The sequence below is a fragment of the Flavobacterium sp. I-STPP5a genome, from assembly GCF_009764685.1.
Classification (GTDB): Bacteria; Bacteroidota; Bacteroidia; order Flavobacteriales; family Flavobacteriaceae; genus Flavobacterium.
The window spans coordinates 75,768-95,852 of record NZ_VHLM01000084.1 but is presented as its reverse complement, the minus strand read 5'-3'; the positions used below and the strand labels follow the sequence as shown (position 1 = coordinate 95,852).

The 20,085-nt window shown below is 33.9% G+C and carries 6 protein-coding genes; all 6 read left to right on the top strand.

Annotated features, from left to right (window positions below):
* Window positions 1-2,127 (top strand): hypothetical protein (locus tag FJV36_RS16175; protein ID WP_158728094.1); only part of this gene is annotated, 2,127 nt, incomplete at its 5' end.
* On the top strand, window positions 2,128-5,517 hold the full coding sequence (locus tag FJV36_RS16170) for a hypothetical protein (RefSeq protein WP_158728095.1): 3,390 nt from the start codon (window positions 2,128-2,130) through the stop codon (window positions 5,515-5,517).
* A gap of 10 nt (window positions 5,518-5,527) precedes the next feature.
* Window positions 5,528-6,022 carry a hypothetical protein gene (locus FJV36_RS16165; protein ID WP_158728096.1) on the top strand — a complete coding sequence of 165 codons (495 nt, stop codon included), beginning with the start codon at window positions 5,528-5,530 and terminating at the stop codon, window positions 6,020-6,022.
* A gap of 16 nt (window positions 6,023-6,038) precedes the next feature.
* Window positions 6,039-6,254 carry a hypothetical protein gene (locus tag FJV36_RS16160; RefSeq protein ID WP_158728097.1) on the top strand — a complete coding sequence of 72 codons (216 nt, stop codon included), beginning with the start codon at window positions 6,039-6,041 and terminating at the stop codon, window positions 6,252-6,254.
* 557 nt (window positions 6,255-6,811) lie between these two features.
* On the top strand, window positions 6,812-14,173 hold the full coding sequence (locus FJV36_RS16155; RefSeq protein ID WP_158981257.1) for a hypothetical protein: 7,362 nt from the start codon (window positions 6,812-6,814) through the stop codon (window positions 14,171-14,173).
* 13 nt (window positions 14,174-14,186) lie between these two features.
* Window positions 14,187-20,054, top strand: coding sequence for a vWA domain-containing protein (locus FJV36_RS16150; RefSeq protein WP_158728222.1), 5,868 nt, complete (start codon window positions 14,187-14,189; stop codon window positions 20,052-20,054).
* The last annotated feature ends 31 nt before the right edge of the window (window positions 20,055-20,085 follow it).

Below are 20,085 nucleotides of genomic sequence, written 5' to 3'. Positions count from 1 at the left end.
TTTACACAAAGCCCAGCGCAATCTTTTGGCCCTGTTACTAATAATGAATTCAGGTTGACTTCAAAGTTTACTTTAACTGGTTCCAAAAAAGCCTTTGCCATTTGCAAAGGGGTGATTTTATTGCAACCGCAAGCAGGAGCGGGAAACCAAGATAAGGTAAACCTCATTCTTCGTACCTTCAAACAACCCTTCCCGGGACTAAATGTAAAATACTTCATCTACAGAGGTTTACAAAAAAGTGATTTCTTTACTTCAGATTCCGCTCCTAAAATCATCGAAAAAACAGCAACGACTTCTGATTTTATCAACAAAATCAACGAAGATTTTCATGCCTTTCACGACAGTCGCAAAGATGCTCAAAACAATCCAATTCCCTTACCTGTATTTACGGCTAAGTACATTGGTTATGATCCCGAAGTTCTAGATTCTACTTTATTATCTAGCTTCTTCTTCAAAGAATCGGAATTTGTTGCCGCAGGAGAAACATTCAACGAAAAAGACGATTTCGAATTGCCTATGATTGATATGGGTAAATCATTAGGAAGTTTTGCTGAAGGCGAATGCGGAATTGACGTTGTATTAAACTACGGCGATTACAAACACAATTTTGACAATAGTGAATTTGTTTTCAATTTAGAATATGCCCGTAAAGCCGAAGCTAAAATTGTAATAAGTGGTACTAATATAAATAAAAAATTATTACGAGAACAAAGTACACAGTTTATTGATATTGCAGCGTTTTACGGTTTATTTGTACCTAGCCAAAGTGTAAGCATCACAACATCAAGAACTCAAACTGTAAAAAAAGGCCCTGAAATATACGATGTTATTATTAGCAAATTTGCTACAAAGAACAATTGGTATGTTTATATCCAGAGTGATCGTACCCGTAGTTATGACTTTTATGGCAATTACAAAATAAATCCATCAGGAGTTAACAATCTAAAAACGGGATTACTTGAAAATCCGGATACGAAAGTTGTTCCTATGACCGAAAGCAAATACGGAACTTTTGACTGGCCCGTTTTAGTCAACACGCAACAACAGGCAAACTCAGTTACAACAAACAACTTGTATTTGCAATTAACAACCGATAACAACAACAATACCGCTTTATACGGGCAAATTGGAAAAATAGCTAACGCACAAAAAGACAATTTTATCAATGCTGATGGTTTGCGAATGCCTCCTGATGCTGAAGGTAAGTATCAATCTTTAACTTCACAAATACAGCTTACAGCACCTGCAGCAGCTGGTAAAAACATTGCAACACTTAGCATATTGCTCTATCAGGGAAAAATTAATGCTTACGAAGCTAAACAGGTTTTAGATGAAGCTGGTAACCCAATTGTTCAGTTAGGACAAGCTAACTTTTTTGATGATGTATTTAGTTTAATTGATGCACAACCTTTACTAAAATTAAGCGGTGATACAAGTTTTTCTAAAATGACTTCAGAAAAATTGAACCTAATCAATCATTTTTATGACAAGAAACAGCAAGGAATTTCGATTGCGCAAACGCTAACTGTAAATGATGTTATCGAAACAGGAATCGAAGCCACGCCAACAGTAGCCCGCGTGACCTACCTTACGGAAGCCAGTGATGTCATGAACAATGCCGTCTCTGCCACCGGAAGCACTACGCCCGATACCAAAACCAGCGCTTCAGCCAGCGGTGCGGTGACTAAAAGCAAAACGTACGAGTTACCAGAACCCTATTATTATAATTTGAAACTGTTTACAGATAGCACACAAACCATTACAGGACTGGAACTCAAAACGCTGGACGGAACCACACCCAACAAAATTATTTTGGGACTTACTAAAACTGAAAATGACAACATAAAAGCGTTGATTACAGCGGGTTTAAAAAACCCCCGTTTGTTTTTGATTGATTTGTTTGAAGACGGCAATGAACTGCTCTCCCCCGAAAATATCACATATCAAAAATACAAAGTGGGTATCGTGGCTGAGAATACAAGTGGCGAAAAACAACTGTTTAATCCCGAAACCGATGTTTTTGTGTATTCACTAGATAGGAAGTACCATTTTAGTAAGGGGTATAGTGAGTTTATGCCTGATTTAGTATTTAATCAAGATTATTTCATCATTAATACAGTTATATAAATGACAAGTGTAGCAATTTTAAGAGACGGTAGACCAGTAAGAACACTTTTGTATGATAATCCTCTTTTTGATATTGATGGATTCCTAGTCGAGTTTACAAAAGGAGGAAATCCTCCTGAAGTTTATAGATATTTACAACAAAGTGATTTTAAAATCGAAGATAGGAAAAAATCAAATTTAGAAGGTTATTATAATGAAAGTATTTATTTGAAGTACATACAAAAAGTTGATCCAGTTCCTAGTATCGACCTCTTAACCAAGTATAACTTTGAAAAAGATCTTGCTACCGAAAGAGAGGATATAACAGTTAGTACGGTAGATTTTAATGAACCTTTCAATTATTTCTACAACAATAAAGAATTTACTTTTAAAATAGAACTTGCGATTGATAACAAAGGAATTAGAAATTATTTAAAACCTATAATCGAAGATTTAAAACTTATTGATTACAAAATTAATACAGGAACAACTGTAGGAGTTGTTACACTCAATAATCAATCAAATAATCCTGGGGGATATTTTTATAAAAAGAATTTTGGAGATTTTGTAAACGCATGGACTATAAGTGATATACAAAAGAGCAGGTTCAAAAAAATAATGTCATTAATAATATTTAAAATTAGACGTATTAATGAAAAAATTATTCCAATCATTGCTAATAACACACACTTCTTCGATAAAGAAATGCAAGTTGCAGACGGAATTATTGCGTATAACGATCCTATTTATGGTCTTACAGATTTAGAAAAATTGTTATTTGACCTAAAAAGAGGCTGGGGATATTATTATGCACCACTTGATCCTACAGCTTTCCCACTTAAAGAAAATTTTGATGCTGTATTCAATTCACTTTCTACTTATGATGATTATTTTAAGTATTATACTGGTCTAGTAAATTTTTATAACACATGTTATAGAACTAAAAATCTTGCCACTTATAGATCTGATGAAAAATTAAGATATCTACTGCAAATTCTACCATCATCTGCATTAGGTATTCTACCCTATCCACTTATTATTGCAGCCATAAAAGGACTTATGAAATCGGTTTTAGATCAAGACCTCCAAAGATTTATGGTAAGATTAGTACTGTCAGTAACAACTGTTCATGCTAATGAGTTTTTAGATTTTTTATTGGAAAAAGAAGATGGGAATCGAACTAATTTCCAGCATATATATGATTCCCTAACTGATGCTCGATTAGAGCGATATACCATTGTTAATTGGTTTGTAAATGAACAAACCAATAGAAAGTATTATGCATTTGCTATATATGAATTGTGGAAGGTATCACGATATAATAACGAATACAACGCTCCCGCAACAGGAGTAAATACAAATTGGTATTTTTATACTCATCCGAGCGAAATCAATAAAAAGAGTTTTCATGAGTTAAAGTTCACTTCTAACACTTCTGTTACGTCTAACGGTGGTTTATTTACGTCCAAAACAAAATATAGTTCTCAAACAAATGATAAAAATATAGTAATTAAAGAAATATATACAGAGGCATCTATTGTTTCAACACCAGTAGGATTTAGTCCTGGTCCAAACAGAGAGATAGTAAAAGAAATAGGAATATACCATTTGTTCCAACCCATATCATTCTCAGGATTTGAGTCAAATTTAGATTTATTAATACCTCAAAAAGCAATTGTTCCGGCATTTCTATTCCATTTTATTGAAGAATATGATCGTCTTGTGGATTTTGATGCAAAAATTTCGCTTGCTATAAATTTGACTTTAGATGTTTTATTGCTCTATTTTACTGGTGGCGCAAGTATCCTTAGAGATTTACGCTATTTGCAATACACTACCGATGTTGGTGTTGCTATGACAGGACCTACAACAGCAATGAATGTCGTGGAAGTGTGGAGAGGACTAGAAGCTGGAAGCCAAGTCTTTACACTCACAGCGGGTTCTTTAGCACAAATTAATCACTACTTAATCACAACCGAAAATAATGCCGAAAAAAAGAAAATACTAGAAGGCACACAAAAAGTCTTTATCTGTTTAATATTTATCGGAGCTGGAGCATCTATTGTTACAAGAATGAAAGCCGTAAGAGAAGCAGAAAATGTTTTGGGTTTAATTGATGCGTTACCGCCAGGAGTAGCCAGCGGACTAACTGCTGATGCTATAAGTTTGCTAAAAACATTAAAAGGGCAAAAAGCTGTTTCCTTGACCCTTTTTGGAAACCGATTAAATACTCTTGACCTAGCAGGTGTCACAAACACCATTGCGCCAAAATACCAACTCCTTACTGATGCTCAAAAATTGCTTTTCTGGAAAGATTTTAGTCATATTGACGATATAAATGATATCGCTTTATGGAGGAAACTCAATAGTGGCATGGGTAGCACGGGTGCTCTTGATGGTAGTTATGTAAAAAACTGGTTGGATTTGACAGAGAAAGGAATAGCTTTGGAGGCCAGAACATTAGATTTCATAACTAATCAAAAAAGAGTTAATGCTATTATCAAGTTTTATGATGAGCCAGCTTTAAAAAATGTTTTACAACCTTTATCTTATGTAACAAGATTAAAGTTCGTGGATTATTTTGGTGATATATCATCAGATCTTTTTAATAAATTTATTCAAAAACCAGAGAAAATAACTGAATTTATTAACGTTGATGGAGCCAAAAGATTATTTTTAAAAAGCAATAAACATTTTTGGTTAGTTAATGGATACAAATATGAATATATTGATTCATTTAAATTAGAAATTATTAAGGCAGTAAATGCATATAAAAGTAATACTTTATTTACTGATCCATTAAAAAAAGTAGAAGCGTTAGATGTATTAAGAAATAGTTCTAAATTTACAAAAGGTGATTTTGTAGAAAAGCCTATGAAAATTTATTTGAATAATTTGCTTTTAAATGATGAGGATGTAATGTATAGTGTAGATATTTTATTTAAAAAAGCTAATGGTACAAATTTTAAACCCAGTATATATCTAGATATAGATGCAATAGTAGTTAATACATCAACTAATAAAATTAAAACTCCATATAGTGCTAAATTAAATGTAGGTGATACATTTAAAAACGCTGGTACCAAAGCTTATGATGATGCACAAAAATTAGAGTTTTTTAGAAATTTACCTGAGGATATAAGTCAAGCAAAATCCTATATAATAAATCAAAATAAAAAAGTATGGAAAGACGTATCAAGACCTCAAGATTTGGATCAAATATTCTCTATTGAAGTAAGATATGTCAATAAATTAGGACAATCGCAAACAATGCCTTTGTCAAGTTTTAAACAAAAATTAAAATCAACTCCTTATTCAAGAAATGATTTTACAGAAATAAATCCATCAACTTTTGGTACAACAAGAGATGAATTAATGGAAAGTACATATAACAGAATAATAAACGATTAAAACAATAATTATGTCATTTGAAATCAGATACATTGTAGGGAATTTAGATACTTTTTTTAGAAGAGATGAGATGAGTGTATTACTTTATTACGCAAAAAATATTAATGATACTTTAGCTGGTAATTTTCATTATTTACTTCAAGACGAAACGGTTTATAAAATAAGAAATAATATTAGTATTGGTAATTTAAACTCTTTTGATGATCGACCCGCCTATTTCAATATAAATGAGATACAGAATTGTATTCAATTTATAAACAATCAACTAGTGCCTTCAATGCAAAATGAAAGTGTAAATATGTGGGAGAAATATGGAGGTTTTGAGACTATGAAGAATCTTATTAATAATGCTCCAAATAATCAATGGAGTTTTGATTTAAATATAAATCATGATTATGTCCCAGAAGATATGGATTATTATATTGATATGGCAATTGAAATAAAAGAATTATTACAAGAATCTTTAAATTTAAATACGCCTATAATTATAAGCTATTTAGATTAATCCCGATCGCACGGATTTGCAACCAGGGGTGGGTAATGGTCAAGTTTGGGTTGTAAAAAGAGAAATTGTACGTGATGGAACATTCATTCCATATCAGGAATTTTTGAGTGGTAATGAGTGGATTAGAGGTGTGGATTGGTATGGATTTATTGGTAAGCAAAAAGCAGGCATAATTACTAAATCCCGATCGCACGGATTTGCAATCCGTGCCAGCTACAATAAGCCATCATAAATGCTTTCTCGTCCTGAAAAAAGTTTACATATTACTCTTTCTTATAAACCTATTTATAGACAAGACACACTAAAAAAACAGCTCAAAGCCCCAATTCTTTGAGCTGTTTTAAAAACTACAACTTCAGTAAAAAAATACTGAGCAACCGGTCGTAAAAACTGTCATTCTCACGACAGAAAATCACGATCTGACAAACCCAAAAAATTACATTCTATACATTCAAATGGAAACTTAAAAACATAAGTTCCCCAACCCTTTTATTGGCTTTTCCCAAAAGTCAAGACTTAACATTATCCGCTCACTTTACAACCCTGTAAAGTCATAGAAAACGCCTGTTAAACCACTGCGCACAAATTTTTTAAAGATCGATTTTAGGCTCACCTTTACACTATCAAAAGGAAATAACACTTCAAAACAAAGCAAATTCAGCAGCTTTTTGAAGTAATATTTAAGCCTGAATAAATGGATTAATAATTTGATTGCATAGACTGGTTGTAACAATTACAATTTAATCATGCAAAATACGAACAAAAATTAAAGTCAAAAAAAATTAGCATATGCCAACTAATCCTATTACAGCGGTTCCTATTCCTAAAGCTACAGCAAGATATTACCCTCGATTGTCTGAGGTAGTCACTGTAGATGATTTACCCGAATTTTTGTCATTTGTTGAAAATGGTTTAAATGCCATTTTTGATAAAATACATTATAAAAACTTACAATACTCAAAAGGGTACCGTGGCGACTCAGCTTTTTACAGCCTTGATATTGTAACGAGCAAGAAACTGGCTCTTCCGCTACCTTTTGGTTTAGGTCTTGTACTGAATCCTGACTTGAAAGATAACGACTCATCTATCTCGTCATTTCCTATTACACTTGAATACCAGTGGGAAATCCTGGCATTTATCAAAACCTTTAGCTCCAGCAGTTTTTCATTTTCATTAGAAGATTTTTATGCTGTAGGATTACAAGTCTTCCGCATTAGCGAAGAACAAGTAGTGGCGCATATGCTTAATATTTTTGTAGAGCCTGCAGATGCAATTACAAAATACGAACAGCTTTTGGTTGATATTAATAAATTATATGCTATTACCCAAACGTCAGGCTATCAAAATTTAGAATTCCCTGTGGGAGTTGAGCAGTCAATAGGAAGTGTTGTTACGCTAATCCAAAACAATCCCAAAATCACAAAATCAATTCCTTTGCTTTTGTTTGCGGTTTATATTTTTGAATCAGATGTAAGTACCACTAAAAGCAAACTTCAGGAATTCTATAATATCATCGCACCCGATGGTATTGAAGCGCATATTAAAAGAATTATTACACCAAAAGCAAAAGCAACTCTTGAGTTAAGCGCCGGTATTGAGTTCCCTCAAACTATTTTAAGACCTGTTCTTGAAAATGGTTCTGCTTATGAAAATCCAGCTGCAAAATCAATATTTGTATTTGCTAAAGCCCAATTGTATGCAGATACAGAAGCTGGTATAGGTTATCAGGTGGAATTAGCTGGTACATTGACACCGCGTTATGCAATGATTGGCAATACTGGATTAATTATTGAATTAGACACTTTAAAAGTCGATTTAAGCAAGAAAACCAATATTTCTGAAGCAGATGCAGATGGGCGTCCTAATGATTTTATTGGAGTTTATGCGCGTGCCATTTCTGTTACCTTACCCTCAAAATGGTTTCATAGCGATGATGAACATCAAGGAAGCACGACTGCTACCTTAAAAATTGGTGCTTCAGATTTATTAGTGGGTACAGGAGGTTTATCTGGAAATATTTATCTAGAAACGGTTCCTGTCGTTACGGGCGGTTCCTTCAAATATTTCGATGATAAGTTCGATTTTATTTATCCAATCACCATGTTCGAAAAGAACCCCGAAAGCGGTGAAGTTGAAGAAAAAGAAATTGCTGATTATGCCGATTTAACCACTTTTTTACAAGAGTTAAATGCTGCTAAATTACCGTATGCTTTTAAATATCCATTATCATTAAAAACACTGCCTAGTATAGTACACGCAACAATCAAAGCCAATAGTGTTTATACTTTTAATACGGCTAAAGACTACCAAAACTTTTTATCGCAACTTATCGAAAATACACTTTGGAAAACTATCGGTTCAGCCGAAAAAGGTTTCAAAGTAGGTTTCAATAAATTTGATATTTCTTTTAAGCAAAATAAGGTTATTGGTTCTAACATTAAAGGGAAGTTACTACTTGAAAAATTTAAAAATTCCGATAATGAACCATTCAGTGCACTTATTGATGGCCACTTATATGATGATGGTGATTTTAATTTAACCGCTTCATTTAATAAAGACAATCCTCCATCTGCTACATTATTCAAGCTTGTACATTTTGATTTCTTAAGCCTGGAACTCGGAAAGGACGACGAAGACTATTATATTGGTACTTCTTGTTACATTACTTTTCCGAATCCTCTTATGCAGAGAATCATGGAAGGACAAGGTATTAGTATAGAAAAACTGCGTATCTACAGCAACGGAAGCATTGAAGTGGAAGGAGGTTCTATTCCTATTCCAAAACCTATCAATATAAATCTAGGACCAGTAAAAGTTTCTGTTACCAATATTAATTTTGGTTCAACCCAAATTAATGGCCGCAAATTTAACTTTTTTGGATTTGACGGAGCAATTAGTGTCAACCCTTTAGGAGTTGATGCCCGCGGAGAAGGAATTAAATATTATTTCCCTGCTGATGGTAGTTTTGACGGTGATTTCTTAAGAATTCAAACTATTGAAGTGGATTTGATGATTCCAGGAACAGCTACGCAAGAATCGGCTATGGCTATTATTCATGGTATGATTTCGCTTCCAGAGCCGGGAAAATCTAAAGAGTTCATGGGAGAGGTTTCTTTAAAATTACCAAAAGCTAAAATTACAGGAAGTGTTGGAATGCGTTTTGCGCCTAAATACCCTGCCTTTTTAATTGATGCAAGTATTGAATTGCCTACTGGTATTCCGCTTGGATTTGTTTCCATCACAGGTTTTAGAGGTTTATTAGGATTTAGATATGTGGCTACCAAAAAAGCTGCTGGATTAAAAGTAGATAATTCTTGGTATGAATATTATAAACATCCTAAAGCGGGAATCAATATTAGAAAATTCAGTGGTCCTCCAGACTCTTTACAATATGATTCACCCTTTTCTATTGGAGCTGGTGCCACCTTTGAAACTACAGGTGGAAACATACTGTCGCTTCGTGCCATGCTATTACTTTCTTTACCCACCTTATTTTATATTGAGGCAGGATTAAATGTTCTAGGTGATCGATTAGGACCTATTGAGAAAGATCAAAGTACACCTCCGTTTTTTGCGATGGTTGCCTTTGGTGATGATTCCCTTGAGTTGGCTGCAGGAGCAGATTTTCAAATACCAAAAGATGGTGGACAAATCATACAGTTACATGCTTTATTAGAAGCTGGGTTCTTCTTTAAAAATCAAAAACCTTGGTATATCAATATTGGATCTAAAAAAGACCCAATTACAGCGAGGATTTTAACCTTATTTACGGCTAAAGCATTTATCATGCTATCGGCTCAGGGAATTGAAATGGGTGCTAGATTAGATTTTAAATTGGATAAAAGCTTTGGACCTGCAAAAGTCAAATTATGGGCTTACTTAGAAATGGGTGGGAAAATTTCATTCAAGCGTCCGCAAATGGGTGGCTATATTGCCGCAGGAGGAGGTATTCAAATAAAAATTTGGATTATCAATGTTGAAATTGTATTAAATACCATATTCTCTGTAGAATCATTTAAGCCTTTCTTGATTTATGCAAAAATTGAATTAAGTGTACGTATAAAAATTGGTTTTATAAAAGTGCGCAAAAACTTCACTATAGAACTTCAATGGGATATTAACAGAATTGTTGACCGTACACCGTACAGCCCGCTTCCAAAAGGAACTCATGGAAATGTTAATGATAACAGAACTGCCGATTCTGTAAAAGGAGTACACATGCTAACTAATGAAGCCTTTTTATTGAACTATTTTGATAGTATGCCTGTTCCGGGTGCAATTTCACAAATAATTCCCCTTGACACCTATATCGATATTAAAATGACTAAGGGAGTTTTGCCAAAGGACAGCCTTTCTAAAAAAATTGGAGGCTATACAGCTGATGCAAAAAATTATATCGATTTAATGCCACCTGAAGCGACATCGAAATCAGGTAGAAAACTTCGTCAAGTAAAACATCAGTATTCAATTGAATCGATTGAGTTGAGCTCTGCCAATGGAAACTCTTGGGTTCCTTACCATCCTTTTGAAGCTGTGGTTGATTCAAATTCCAGATCGCTTGTTTCAAATTTACCTTGGGCGCAATGGCAAAAGGTAGTGGATCAATATGATAGTATTCGTGTTTTGGCAACCAATCCGTTTTCTTATTTAAGTGCAGGTGAGCCTGGCTGGCATGTTCCGGAACAATTTGGAATCACTCCTTCAAAGTTATTCTGTGTATCAGAAAGTATTAAGCCGGAGCATGTTAATTTCTTAAACAAAAGAATAGGAAAACGTTACTATGTACCCACTCAATATGAAGCAGATAGAATCAATGGTCTTTACTTTAAACTCATTGGTGAAACCCCTGAAATTGTTGATGGTGCACTTATTGGCGGAGATTTTATGAGTATATCGGCAGAAAGCAATCCATTTGGTTTTAGAAGATCTCTTTCGTTCAAAAACTATAATAAATTAGAAATTATTTTCCCCGAAGCTGCGATTGAACCGACTTTAAAACTGACAACACAAGCTAAAACAGTAAAAATTAGCGCCTACACTTCTGTCTTTCGAAAAGGAGACAAGTTAGCTACTTATAACGGTGTTAAATTACGTAAATCTCCTAGCTCAGAGGCTTTAGATGAAGTGACTTATACCAAAGCTGAACTGCAAGCGGCTATAACTTTATATGATAGCAACAGTAATGTTTTAGACAAAAATAAAATTGATAAGATTATAATTACTCCTGTTGCTGCGAAAGCTGATGCCATTTTAGAGGTGAGAAATAAAATTGCAGCCTTATTTAATCAGTCATACGCTTCAAGGGATGGTGAGTTCACTATGACTGAACCTAGTAATCTAGAAGAGTATGATAGATTGTCAGTGTTATTGGCTCAATTAAAAGCTGATGCCGGTAATGTTAATCCGACAGGAGCTCTTACTCCATTAACGTTTATACGTTTCTATGGATATAACGGAAATGCAAATTATGCTTTTGACAAAATTTTCAAATACAATGACACTTATTTAGTTTCATTTTATCCGAGTCCAAATACAACTGTTATTGCACAAATTGATGCTAAAGGTAATCTGGTAAGAGAACGTTTGTTGAATGGTTTAGTGACATCGATGCAGGTTGTAAATAATAATTTATTAGTTACTCAGGCTTTAGATGCGACTCAGTGCAAAGGAATTGGCGAAGCAATCATTAATGATAATTTTATTGTGGGTTGTGTGGCTCCGGCCAAAACAACTGCAATTGTTGAACTTGATTCTGAATTAAACAGAACTTTCGGAATGCAGTATTTAAATACTTATTCTACAGGTTTCAACAAATTGTTACCGCTTCAAAATAATGAACTGCTTTGGATTAATACATTAGAAAATGGAACTCAAATTAACTGGATTAACGGTACAGACCGTTCTATTGTTCATCGCATAAAGATGGACGAAGTAGCCCATAAAGTGCTACAGCATAATAATACTGATTTTAGTCTGATTACAAAAAACAAAAAAATCATCCGTATTCGTATTGACCTAAGTACAAAAGCAATTGAAATTAAGGATACCAAATTGGTTTCTGAACCATCTATTTCTGATGTTACCGATGCAGTACTTGCAAATAATAAAGTCTTGCTTACTGTTAAACTGACGAATGGAAAATTTGGATTGGCTCAAATAGACGGAACTGCAGTTACTGTTGTTAAAAACGATGTGATTTTTGATTCTCCGGTTTATTTATCAAATAAAACGCTGGCTGATAATGCAGTCATTGCTTACAATCAAAAATATTTGTTTGTATTTAATGCTTCATTACAACTTGGCCGATTAATTGAAAGAGGAGGTACAAATGATAAAGCATCTATTATCAACATTCAAAACGAGCCATCAGAGAATGAAATTGTAATGCTTTCTTCTAAACAAAACGAAAAAGGAATTTATTTCTCTCTGTTTAATGATCAATTTGATAACTGTTGTTTATATCCAACAGAAACTGTTTCAGTTGAGTCATCTGCATCAGCTTTGACCAATTCAACTGCAAATCTGATTGAATTAGATACTGTTGTTAAATCAGACTACACAAGAGTTATTAAGTCTTCAAAATTATTGACAATCAATGCTCTTATTTGTTCTGCTGGAGGAAATCCGGATGAAGATAACGAATTAGATTATACAACTTACATTCAGGAAATCGGATGGCTGACAAAAGAAAGCGCAGAGCATAATTTAACTATTCCAGGATCTACGGCTGTAGCCGAAGATAATCAGGCAATGGAAGCTGCTATTAATAATACAGTTCAACCAATTTGGAGACCAAATTCAACTTACTGCTTAAAATTTGTTTTAACGGATAAAGTAGATGGTAAAGATACTAAGTTCGAGTACTATTATGGATTTAAAACATTAGGTCCTGTTGGTCATTATCCTATTCCTGATGAAAAACTTGCTCCTGGTCAAAAACCATCTGTTAAAAATGAGTTGACTGAACTATCAAAATCACCTTTGACTTCGTTAAGACAATATTTAGATTACAACCGTTCTTACCCAAATGCTGATGGAAGTTTATTGTTATCTAAACCTTCATTCTATGGAAATGAGCAGTGTAAGATAACTATGTTTTTCAAGAACCCATATGTCTATCACATGTTTACAGATTGGGAGAAATATGGAGATGAAGCAGGAAGACCAAAAATTAAAGGAGTGATGAATCTTATTATTAAAGATCCTTTAAATGATGTTCTTATTCCATATCCGTTACCGACACAATCAACAACAGAACCAACAACATACCCTAAAGCAGAGGAAAAAAACATCGAATGGGTTGGCGATAATGACCCAAGAATTCCTTTAAATATTCAAATGTTACAAAACATGATTAAAGGAAGTACTGGTAAAATAAAATGTGACATTAAAATTGGAAATGCTTTAAAACCAAAATCTTATGGGTATGAGGTAAAATTAACCGATTTAAAACCTTCAAAACTATACACGGTTTTAGTGAAAAATTATTTTGATGATAACCAAAATGAAATTGAAGAGAAAAGTGAGAATGTATTAGTGCATCAATTTGGATTCCAAACATCACGCTATAGAGACTTTGCAGAACAAGTAAACAGTTATAAATTAAGTATCGAACCAGTACGTAATGCTTTATTTGATATTCCGTTAAGTTTAAGTGCAGATCAGATTACTTCTTTAAACAATCTGATTTCTGGCCAGGATGATCCGTTAAGCAATGCATTTGCTTTGAAATACCAACATTTATTTGATCGTGCGATTGAAGGCGTTTTGAAAATGTCTCCTTTGGATCCTGCTCAGTCTACAGAAGTGAACCGAATTATCAATACTAAAACTAACGAGGTTGTAGCACTTTTAGTTCGTAATCCTGAACCATTCAATATTCCTAAAATTCCATTGGAAGAAATTAAGAATACTGTTGTTGTAGTCGATGATGCTGGTAATGCAGATACAAAATACAAAGTATTGTATTCTAAAGATTATGCTCAGCTATTAATTATGAATGACAGTAAAAAAATTACTGAAAACAATTTAAAACTGAAGTTTGAATACAGAATGTGGAATAACAACGGAATCGTTGGACCCAACGCGACTGCATTAACGTTTCGTGTTGGTGAACCAGTAATCTTACCAATTGAAAATATAAATCTTTAAAAAACAATACATAATGAATTCTATAAATCTACAAGAAAGTCAACTCTCGGGCTGCGAAACGCATATAGCTATCGTTGTTGATGAGTCGGGTTCTATAAATGGAAACGAAGCGCAGCAAATACGTGATGGACTAACTTCATTTATCAATTCTCAAGCCCAGAGTAATATAACACTTTCGTTAATCGGAATGTCTGACAATGATGATACTCTAAGATCTGATCATGTTATTCAAAAAAGAATTTCGAGTAATAAAGCTGAATTTTTAACCTGGACCAATTTGTTTGGTTCAGGCAGGGCTAATAAACAGTCTGATCACTGGGCATCTGGTCTAAAAGCGGTCAACAATTTAGCTGTAATTCCGGATATTATTGTTATCGTTACAGACGGTATGCAGGTAAACAATTCTGAGGCACTTACAGCTTTATACAGAGATTTAAATCTAAAATCGCAAATTTTTGTATATGGCGTAACAAGTACGGTTAACAATGCGAGCGAATTGGTAATTCCCCTGAACTCTTTTCTAGGAAAAGCACCAGTATTGAAAAGTGGCGGTATTTCTATTCTGAATTCAGATTATATTAGAGTTCCTGATTTTAGCACTTTAGGAAACGAACTGAACCAACTTAATGCTGATTTATCAAGTGCACAAATTGGTTGTTTGCCTAATGTAAGTATTATTCAAAACAAATTAGTTTATCCGGTTTTAAGAAGAGGTTTGGCCGTACATCAAAGTGCCGGAACTTTGGTTCTTAAAAATAAAAGCCGTGTTGCCCTAACTTTGCCAGCCGGAACAAGAATTCATAACGCAAGTAATATTGATGGATTGGTTTTTAAACTGGAAAGCGCCGTTACTATTGCCGGTTCTTCTCAGCTTGAAGTTAACATCAGAGTTGATGGAACACCTGTAGCTACCGGAAACTTCCCAGCACTATTGGTTATAAATAAAGTTAGCAATCCTCTGGGCTTAAGTATCAACTTCAACGTTACAAAAGAATTGTACACTGTTGTTGTAGATCCTACTAAAACAGCTTTGCAATCTACCAGTTTACAAATTGCTGCTGCAGGTTCAAAAGGACTTGATAGTACAAAAGGGATCCATCTTCGTTGGCTTTTTGCTGGAGAATTAGGAGCAAACCATCTTCCAAAAGGAAATCTGTTTACAGGAGTAAATTCTAATTTTAATAAAACTGATGACTTCGTAAAAGTATACAGAGCTGCTTATACTAAAGTTGTTCATAAATTAGACTTAACAAAAAAACCACAGTCAGTAGATAAGCAAAAGATGTTATGGGTTTATAAAACGTCAAATCCACAAAGATCGATTTATGTTTATTTCAAAAACAAAGCAAAATATCTGTCAACAAGAGCAAGTATTGATCCGATGTTAAACCCATCAGGCTTTATTAAGGCTTATGGAAATGAGATTATTGAGATTGAAAATAAAAGCGAATTGTTTTTTGCTGCAGAGCTAAAATTTACTTCAGCTAACGACTCAGGCATTGTAAAATTAGAAACATTATCCGTTGCTGAAAATAGCATTGTTGCACCAAAAAGGCTTAGTAATCGTAAAACCTATTCTTCAACACAAGTAAATACGATACGCGTAGTTGCAGAAAACGGAAGAAGCATCCGATTTAAAGCTAGTAGTTGTTTATTAAGCGAAATCAATTTTGAATTTTATTCTGATTTTATCCTAAATGCAAATGAGAATGGAATTTGGGATCTAAAAGGAAAATATGCTCTGACTACTGATGATAATAAAGCATTTGAACAATTAGAGCCGAAACTAAATGCTGTTCACGGAAAATGGTTGAAATTTAATGATGGCGAATACGTAAATGTAAACAACTATAAAGATAAATGGAAACGTCCAACCCAAGAAGGAGATAAAAACATTAAACAAGTTGTTGAAAGTTATTTAAGCTTAAGTAATGACGGTACTAATCCAAAGGCTTTAGAAACTATCAAATTTAATGACAATGTACCTGTCAACGAACCTCAAGAGGGTGAAGTGGCAGAATTTGCAAAAAATTCGACTGAAATATCTAACCTGGATTTATTAAACATTGCTGCAAATGATTACCATATTGCCAGAATGTTAGGTTTAGGATGTATTGATATTGATGAAACGGTTTTTTCTGGAGAATACATTTATCTTACAGAGTATGTTACACTTAAAAATTTAGAAGGAGGTGCTACTCCTAAAGAAGTACAGCACCTTTCTATGAGTATTCCAACTTCTGTAAACACAGAACGTTTACCTCTTCCTGTACAATTAAGCAATTTTTTGCCTGGTTTGAATGCTGGTTCAGATGAAGACGAACAAACAGCCAAAATCACAGATCCTGACGGGTACAGTTTTGACGGAAAGAAAAGATATGTGAGCTTGTTTATGAGTGATATTAAAGACTATAGTGTAGATACTGTATTCTTTAATTCTACAGAAGAATACGACGGAAGTTCTTTTACATTCCCAATTTATGCGGGAGTAGATTATAAATTTAAAGGCGAAACCAATTGGCAAAAACCAGAATTATCATCTGACACAGCATATTCTAATGTCACTGCAGCATTAACTCGTGGATCTTATGAACCTGCTCCGATTGTTATCCCAGAATCTGGAAAGTCATTTTTAAATGTTCGTCAGGAAAAAACAGGTCTTCAGACTTATGTTTATCAAGGATATGGTATTAACATTTTTTCAAGAGCAACATCTGGAAGACAATTAGAAATTACTTCGGATATTAAACCAAAAAATACCTTATTGCCTCCAACAGGAATCAATTCGCTATTGATTACTGAAGAAAATCCGTTAATGTTTACTTCAATGAGTGAACAGCTCAAATTAAAAACATTATTAGAAGATAAATCCATAACAGATAAAACGTATATCCGACTTCTTTTCGAATATTCTGGTATTCAGGAATTATTAAACTATCCAGTTCCTGACGGAATGAGTAATACTGATGCTTTACTTGCGGATAAAATTTATCCAGATAATGAAGAGCTATTTGCCGATTATTTTAAAGTTTATTACAGAGATAGCCTGCCTCAAATTGAGCATGCTAAAATCGTGGATATTACAAATAGTATCTCGAATGAGCTTACCTCAATCATTAAAGTTAAAGAGTACAAAATCCTGAGCAGTGGCGAAGATATTAAGATTAACCTAACTAATGATAATAAAGACCGATTTATTGGAGGTATTTTAACGGTTGGTGATCAAAACTATATCATTCAGGGTATTAACAATGTTATCATTACTGCAGGAAAATTTGACTCTGCCGATATTGAAGTATTAAAAAAAGAAGTAAGCGAAAGTCTTCTTTCAGATGGAGATGCTACAATAAATTCTGAACAAATCAAGGAAATTAATAAACCGGTAAACGAATTATGCTCTTTAGTAGAGAATATGTTAACGCCTGCCAACTGGCATCAGCCAAGTCCAATTAGTTTTCAGGTTCAGGTACCTCAAGCTTTAAAAACGGTTCATAGAGAAGTTGTTTTACAAAAAGACAGTCAGGGAAATGATACTTTACAAGTAGAAAAAACAAGAGGTATTTGGAACAAAAGAGTAATTGTCGAAAAGGTCTTGGAAGATGCCTATCAAGTTGATGAAAACGGCAAATATGTGTTAACTCTAGATAAAGATGTAATTCCACTATTTGATGCGGAACAAAAACGGGTACAAAAACATTTTGGTTTATATAAGCTTACTTTCAAAGGGTTAAAACTAGATCAACATCCACAATATACTAACAATGGAAATTCAGTTGAATGGATGAATGGTTCTGTTCGTTTATTTACTAAAAGTTGTTTTGAAGGTTCCAATCCTATTCCTGTAAAATCCAGAAAAGAGTTTAAAGTTGTACGTGCATACAATATCGGAACAAATGAAGATTTAGTATTGACTATTAATGATCCTACTTTCAAAATAAAAAATGACGGAACCCAAAATATGGATCCGAATTATGATCACATCATTATTAAAGAAAATGTTGAGCAGATACCGCAAGAGCAGGAAATAAATTATTATCCAAGTTATAAAGCATATCTTTTTGCTGATCCTGCAAACGGAATTACAGCAGCAAACATTCTGCCTAGAGCTGGAGAAAATACGCACTATTCCATTTTTGGAATTAGTAGTCATTCCAATTTGTATGGCTTTGATTCTAAAATTAGTGTGCCTACTCCAATGTATGCAGTTAGAATTGAAAAACCAATTAAGCCTGAAGAGGTAAAAGGACCTTTGTATGCTACAAGACCAGATTTTTTTAATCGATCAACCTACACATTTACAACCAAATATGATAGAAAACCCTACGGAATGCTGCATTACAGGGCAAATGATGATGCTTTATTAAATGTTTTATACGAAGCTGCAACAATTAAAACAATACGTGAAAACCTAAGTAAGCTCGGTGGAAACAATGAAACTTATTTTACGAATAGATGGCAGGATTTTTTAGACTTTGAAACACTAATAAACCAAAACAACAAATTGAATCCAGTTGATTTATTAGCACCTGATAAACAGCCAGATCCGTTGCCTCTGAGAGTCCCATTGAACTATACGGAATACCCAGAGGAAGCTGATGCAAAATTTAAATACCGTTTTCCAGCTCCAGATAGCGTTTTGTTACTGGCTTCAATAAATGAATTTATTAATTGGCATAATCAATCGCACCCAACAGCAATACAGGTTCCAAAGCTTCTTAAGCTTAATTCTCTTAATGATGTAATCATTTCGACAAAAAATGGAATAGAAAGAAATTTATTGGCCATTCACTTTATAGAACAAGCCATTCATGCTGTTTTTGTACCGCTAACAGAAGTACCCGTAATTTACGATTATATTAAGGATAATAGCTATGTTCCTGTCAATAAAAAACAAACGATTAAAGACAAGAACGGGAATATTTTAAAGTATCCTAATCCTGATTTGGACATTGCGCCAATGATGAAAATCGCAAATGAAACCGAATGTAGAACACAATTTACTGATTTTAATCTGGATGGAAATTCACAAAGTATCTACTTCTACGGAGTTCGTGAAATGGATATTAAAATGAATTTCAGTGAGTTTAGTACATTTTTAGGACCAGTAAAACTAGTGCCTTCAAATCCGCCTCAGACACCGGAAATCAAGCGAATCATGCCTGTTTTAGAAAATAAGGTTTTAGGAATCAAACCTTCTATTCAAATAGAATTAAATACTTACAAACCGGAATACAACATCAGGAAAATAAACATCTATCGTGCCACAAATGTACTTGATGCACAATCCATCAGAACGATGACCGCTGTCAAAGAAATTTTAATTGATGAGCATACTTTATCTGCTGACTTTGATAGCGTCTGGACCGTTTATGATGAATTTGAAGATCTCGAAAGTGTTCCTTTTGGAGATGGGCTTTTCTATAGAATTACGGTTTCAAGAGAAATTGAATATGCTGATCCAAGTTCGACTGAACTTAATCCGATCGTCAATATTGATTATACCCCGTCTCAACCATCAAAAATTACGGCTACAGTGATTGCTGATGCTATTTCGCCTGAATCACCAGTGTTAAAAGCTATAGGAGTTCCAACAGGAATAAATGGATCTATATTGAAACCAGTTGTTTTCAATTGGAAAAAAACAGTTCATAATGGTACCTATCTTCTTTACAAAATGAACAATCAAGGAAACTGGGAGAAAATTCATGAGAAAGTTTCTAACGATAGTGAAGTAATTCTTGCCTTAGCTGATGTTCCATCGTACACAGATGAGCTTTTGATTAAGAACAATGATGATGAAAGAGTTTACCATCACTTCAAAGTCCTTTCAGTAAATTCTTCCGGAATGTTCAGTAGTGAGGAAAAAATCCTAACCCTCTAAATAGAAATGAATCCCAACGAGAACGATTCGT